Annotated in this window: 4 protein-coding genes; 1 reads left to right on the forward strand and 3 read right to left on the reverse strand. The window is 69.8% G+C overall.

All coding sequences use genetic code 11. The annotated features are described in order from the left end of the window. Positions 1-703, reverse strand: a 703-nt coding sequence (locus tag B551_RS14520; RefSeq protein WP_023264391.1) for a cation:proton antiporter, incomplete at its 3' end; no start/stop codon positions are given. A 371-nt stretch (positions 704-1074) separates the two neighbouring features. On the opposite strand from B551_RS14520, the gene B551_RS14525 reads away from it, so the two are divergent. Continuing rightward, positions 1075-2067, forward strand: a complete 993-nt coding sequence (locus B551_RS14525) for a GlxA family transcriptional regulator (protein WP_023264392.1) — start codon at positions 1075-1077, stop codon at positions 2065-2067. A gap of 33 nt (positions 2068-2100) precedes the next feature. Here the strand turns inward: B551_RS14525 and fghA are convergent, their stop codons facing one another. After that, positions 2101-2961, reverse strand: coding sequence for an S-formylglutathione hydrolase (fghA, locus tag B551_RS14530; protein ID WP_006578119.1), 861 nt, complete (start codon positions 2959-2961; stop codon positions 2101-2103). A gap of 20 nt (positions 2962-2981) precedes the next feature. After that, positions 2982-4088 (reverse strand): S-(hydroxymethyl)glutathione dehydrogenase/class III alcohol dehydrogenase, encoded by a 1107-nt coding sequence (locus B551_RS14535; RefSeq protein WP_006578118.1) that lies wholly within the window; start codon positions 4086-4088, stop codon positions 2982-2984. Between the last annotated feature and the right edge of the window lie 195 nt (positions 4089-4283).

Genomic DNA, 4283 nt, shown 5'->3' on the forward strand with positions numbered 1-4283 from the left:
CCTGCCACAACAGCCACGGAAACAGGCGCCGGCCCACCAGCAGCATCAGCGCGACAAACACCGCGACGCGGCCGAGCGTGGCGCCCAGCGTCGCCCACAGCGAGGCGCCGTCCGCGGCCGGCACGGCGCCGTTGCCGCCGGCCGCTATCGCGGCGGCCTGGCCCGATGGAACGGTGCCGAGCACCTCCGCCAGCGCGGGCAGCATCACAAGCACCAGCACCGTCACCAGGTCCTCGACCACCAGCCAGCCGACCGCGATGCGGCCGTTGACCGAATCGAGCGTGCCGCGCTGCTCGAGGGCGCGCAGCAGCACCACGGTGCTGGCGACCGACAGGCATAGCCCGAACACCAGCGCATCGGCGAGCGGCCAGCCCCATAGCGTGGTCACCCCGGCCCCAAGCGCGGTGGCAAAGGCGATCTGCACGATCGCCCCCGGGAGCGCGATTCGGCGTACCGACAGCAGGTCCTCGAGCGAGAAGTGCAGGCCGACGCCGAACATCAGCAGCATCACGCCGATCTCTGCCAATTGCCCGGCCAGCGCCATGTCGGCGACAAAGCCCGGCGTGGCTGGCCCGATCACGATGCCGGCCAGCAGATAGCCCACCAGCGCCGGCGCGCCGAGGCGGGCACAGATGAAGCCGAAGACGAGCGCCAGACCGAGGCCGGCGGCGATGGTGGTGATCAGGCTGACTTCATGGGGCACGGGCGGCTCGCAGCGAAGTGATCAAGGGATCGGGAGGATCGGTGGCGCAACGGTCTGCAGTTCATGATAGCAAGCGGGTGTGGCTGGCCGATGTTGCTGCCTTTACCCGCCTGCGGCAGGCAGATGTGTTCTCCCTCTCCCCACCGGGGAGAGGGTCGGGGAGAGGGGGACGGCGGTCGCACTGTCAACGCCGCTTGCCCTCTGCCCCAACCCATCTCCCGCAAGCGGGAGATGGGAGAAAACTGGCGCGAGGGGGATCGCGTATCAAGATGCATCTCTGCAAGCAGAAACACTGCCTCGTTTACACTGTGGCCTTTCGTTTCCCGCCATGCCGCCAGCCGTTCGCGCCGGCCGCCCGTGATCGCCGTTTCATGCCCCCACCATCCCCCGCCCCCCATCAGATCGATCTGGTCGTCTATCCCGGCTTCAAGGCGATGGAGGCGGTCGGGCCGATGACGGTGTTCGACTACGCGAACCTGCAGCTGGCCCGGCGCGGCCAGCCGCCGGCCTATCGCACGCGCATCGTGTCGACCCGCGTCGGCCCGGTGCGTTCCGACACGCTGATGACGCTGGAGGCCACCGCGCGGCTCGACACGGTGCTGCTGCCCGATACCGCGGTGATCGTCGGCGCGCGCGATATCGAAGGGGCGTTGCGCGACGCCGAGGAGATCGTGCCGTGGGCGCGCGCGGTGGCGCCGCGCATCGGCCGGCTGGTGGCGCTGTGTTCGGGATCGTTCTTCCTGGCCGCCGCCGGCCTGCTCGACGGCAAGCGCGCGACCACGCACTGGAGCGTCGCGCCGCTGCTGCGGCAGCGTTATCCCGCGGTGGCAGTCGATCCCGATGCGATCTTCGTGCGCCAGGGCACGCTGTGGACCTCGGCCGGCGTCACGGCCGGCATCGACCTGGCGCTGGCCATCGTCGAGGAGGATCTGGGGCGGGAGATCGCGCTCGATCTGGCGCGCGAGCTGGTGGTCTTCCTGAAGCGGCCCGGTGGCCAGTCGCAATTCAGCGTGCATCTGGCCAGCCAGACCACCGGCCACGCCGGCGTGCGCGAGGTGCAGGACTGGATCCTGCGCGACCTGACGCGCGCGTTCACGATGAGCGAGATGGCGGCGCGGGCCGCGATGAGCGAGCGCAATTTCCGCCGCGTGTTCGCGCGCGAGACCGGCGCCAGTCCGACCGCCTTCATCGAATCGGCGCGGCTCGAAGCGGCGCGCCGCCTGCTGGAGCAGGGCGAGCTGCCGCTGAAGGCGGTGGCCGCGCGCAGCGGCTTCGGTTCCGACGAAGCGCTGCGGCGCGCCTTCCTGCGCCATCTGGGCATCACGCCGCGCGACTATCGCCAGCGCTTCGGCGCGGCGGCCTAGGCTCGATCGCGCCGCGCCGCAAGGACCGGCGCTTCAGGGCGCCTGCAACTGCGCCGCATGATGGCGCAGATGGTCCTCCATCCAGGTCGCGATGAAGTAGTAGCCGTGGTCGTAGCCCTGGTGGCGCCGCAGCGTCAGCGGCTGGCCCACCGCGGCGCAGGCCGCCTCGAAGGCCTCGGGATGCAGCTGGTCGGCGAGGAACTTGTCGGCCAGGCCCTGATCGATCAGGATGCCGCCGGGGAAGGGCGCGGCGGGTTGCGCCCGCATCAGCGCGCTGGCATCGTACTGCAGCCATTGCGCGCGATCCTCGCCGAGGTAGCGGCCGAACGCCTTCTCGCCCCAGGGGCATTGCGACGGCGCGGCGATCGGCGCGAACGCCGACACCGAGCGGAAGCGCTCGCGATGGCGCTGCGCCAGCACCAGCGCGCCGTGTCCGCCCATCGAATGGCCGAAGATGCCGATGCGCCGCGGATCGGCGCCCAGCTCGCCGACCACCAGATCGTAGAGCTCGCCGGCCACATAGCTTTCCATGCGCCAGTGCGCGCGCCACGGGGCCTGCGTCGCGTCCAGGTAGAAGCCGGCGCCGGCGCCGAAGTCCCACTCGTCGGCCTCGCCGGCGATGCCGGTGTCGCGCGGACTGGTATCGGGCGCGACCAGGATCAGGCCGAGCTGCGCGGCCAGCCGCTGCGCGCCGCCCTTGATCATGAAGGTCTCTTCGGTACAGGTCAGGCCGGCCAGGTAGAACAGCGCCGGCCGCGGCGTGCCGACGCCGGCCAGCGCCGCCGGCGGCAGGAAGACCGAGAAGCGCATCGGCAGGCCGACCGCGGTCGACGCATGCCGGTAGAAGCGCTGCACGCCGCCGAAGCAGCCGTGCTCGGAGAGCAGTTCGAGCATGAGCGTCGCGCCTCCGGCCTTCAGTACAGCACCACCGAACGGATCGACTCGCCGCGCTTCATCAGGTCGAAGCCCTCGTTGATCCGCTCCAGCGGCAGCGTATGCGTGATCAGGTCGTCGATGTTCAGCTTGCCGTCCATGTACCAGTCGACGATCTTCGGCACGTCGGTGCGGCCGCGCGCGCCGCCGAAGGCCGAGCCCTTCCACTCGCGGCCGGTCACCAGCTGGAACGGGCGGGTCGAGATCTCGGCCCCGGCCTCGGCCACGCCGATGATGATCGACTTGCCCCAGCCCTTGTGGCAGCACTCCAGCGCCTGGCGCATGACCTTGGTGTTGCCGATGCATTCGAAGGAGTAATCGGCGCCGCCGTCGGTCAGCTGCACGATATGGTCGACGACGTTGTCGACGTCGTTCGGATTGACGAAATGCGTCATGCCGAACTGGCGCGCCAGCGCCTCGCGATTCGGATTGATGTCGACGCCGATGATCTTGTCGGCGCCGACCATCTTCGCGCCCTGGATCACGTTCAGGCCGATGCCGCCCAGGCCGAACACCACCACGTTGGCGCCGGCCTCGACCTTGGCGGTGAACAGCACCGCGCCCACGCCGGTGGTCACGCCGCAGCCGATATAGCAGACCTTGTCGAACGGCGCGTCGTCGCGGATCTTTGCCAGCGCGATCTCCGGCACCACGATGTGGTTGGCGAAGGTCGACGTGCCCATGTAGTGGAAGATCGGCTTGCCGTCGAGCGAGAATCGCGAGGTGCCGTCCGGCATCAGGCCCTTGCCCTGGGTCGCGCGGATTGCCTGGCACAGGTTGGTCTTGCGCGACAGGCAGAACTTGCACTGGCGGCATTCGGGCGTGTAAAGCGGAATCACATGATCGCCCGGCTTCAGCGAGGTCACGCCCGGGCCCACGTCGGTCACCACGCCGGCGCCCTCATGGCCCAGGATCGCGGGGAAGATGCCCTCGGGGTCCGCGCCCGACAGCGTGTAGTAGTCGGTATGGCAGATGCCGGTGGCCTTGATCTCGACCAGCACCTCGCCGGCGCGCGGACCGGCCAGTTCGACTTCCTCGATGGTCAACGGGGCACCTGCTTTCCAGGCGACGGCGGCTTTGGTTTTCATGGCGGATTCCTTCGGTGGCGGCGCGCGGGGAGCGCGTGGCCGGGTTCGATCGATGGCGGCACGGGTCGGCCGTGCGGGCACGGCGCGGCATTGCCCGCTTCGGCCGACACTGTAATGCCTGCGGCATCGGGCCGGCGCGGCGAGCCTGTCCGCTTGGCCCCGCATGCCGCCATTTTGGCCGAATGCGAGGGCTAG

The sequence above is a fragment of the Cupriavidus sp. HPC(L) genome (assembly GCF_000307735.3).
GTDB lineage: Bacteria > Pseudomonadota > Gammaproteobacteria > Burkholderiales > Burkholderiaceae > Cupriavidus.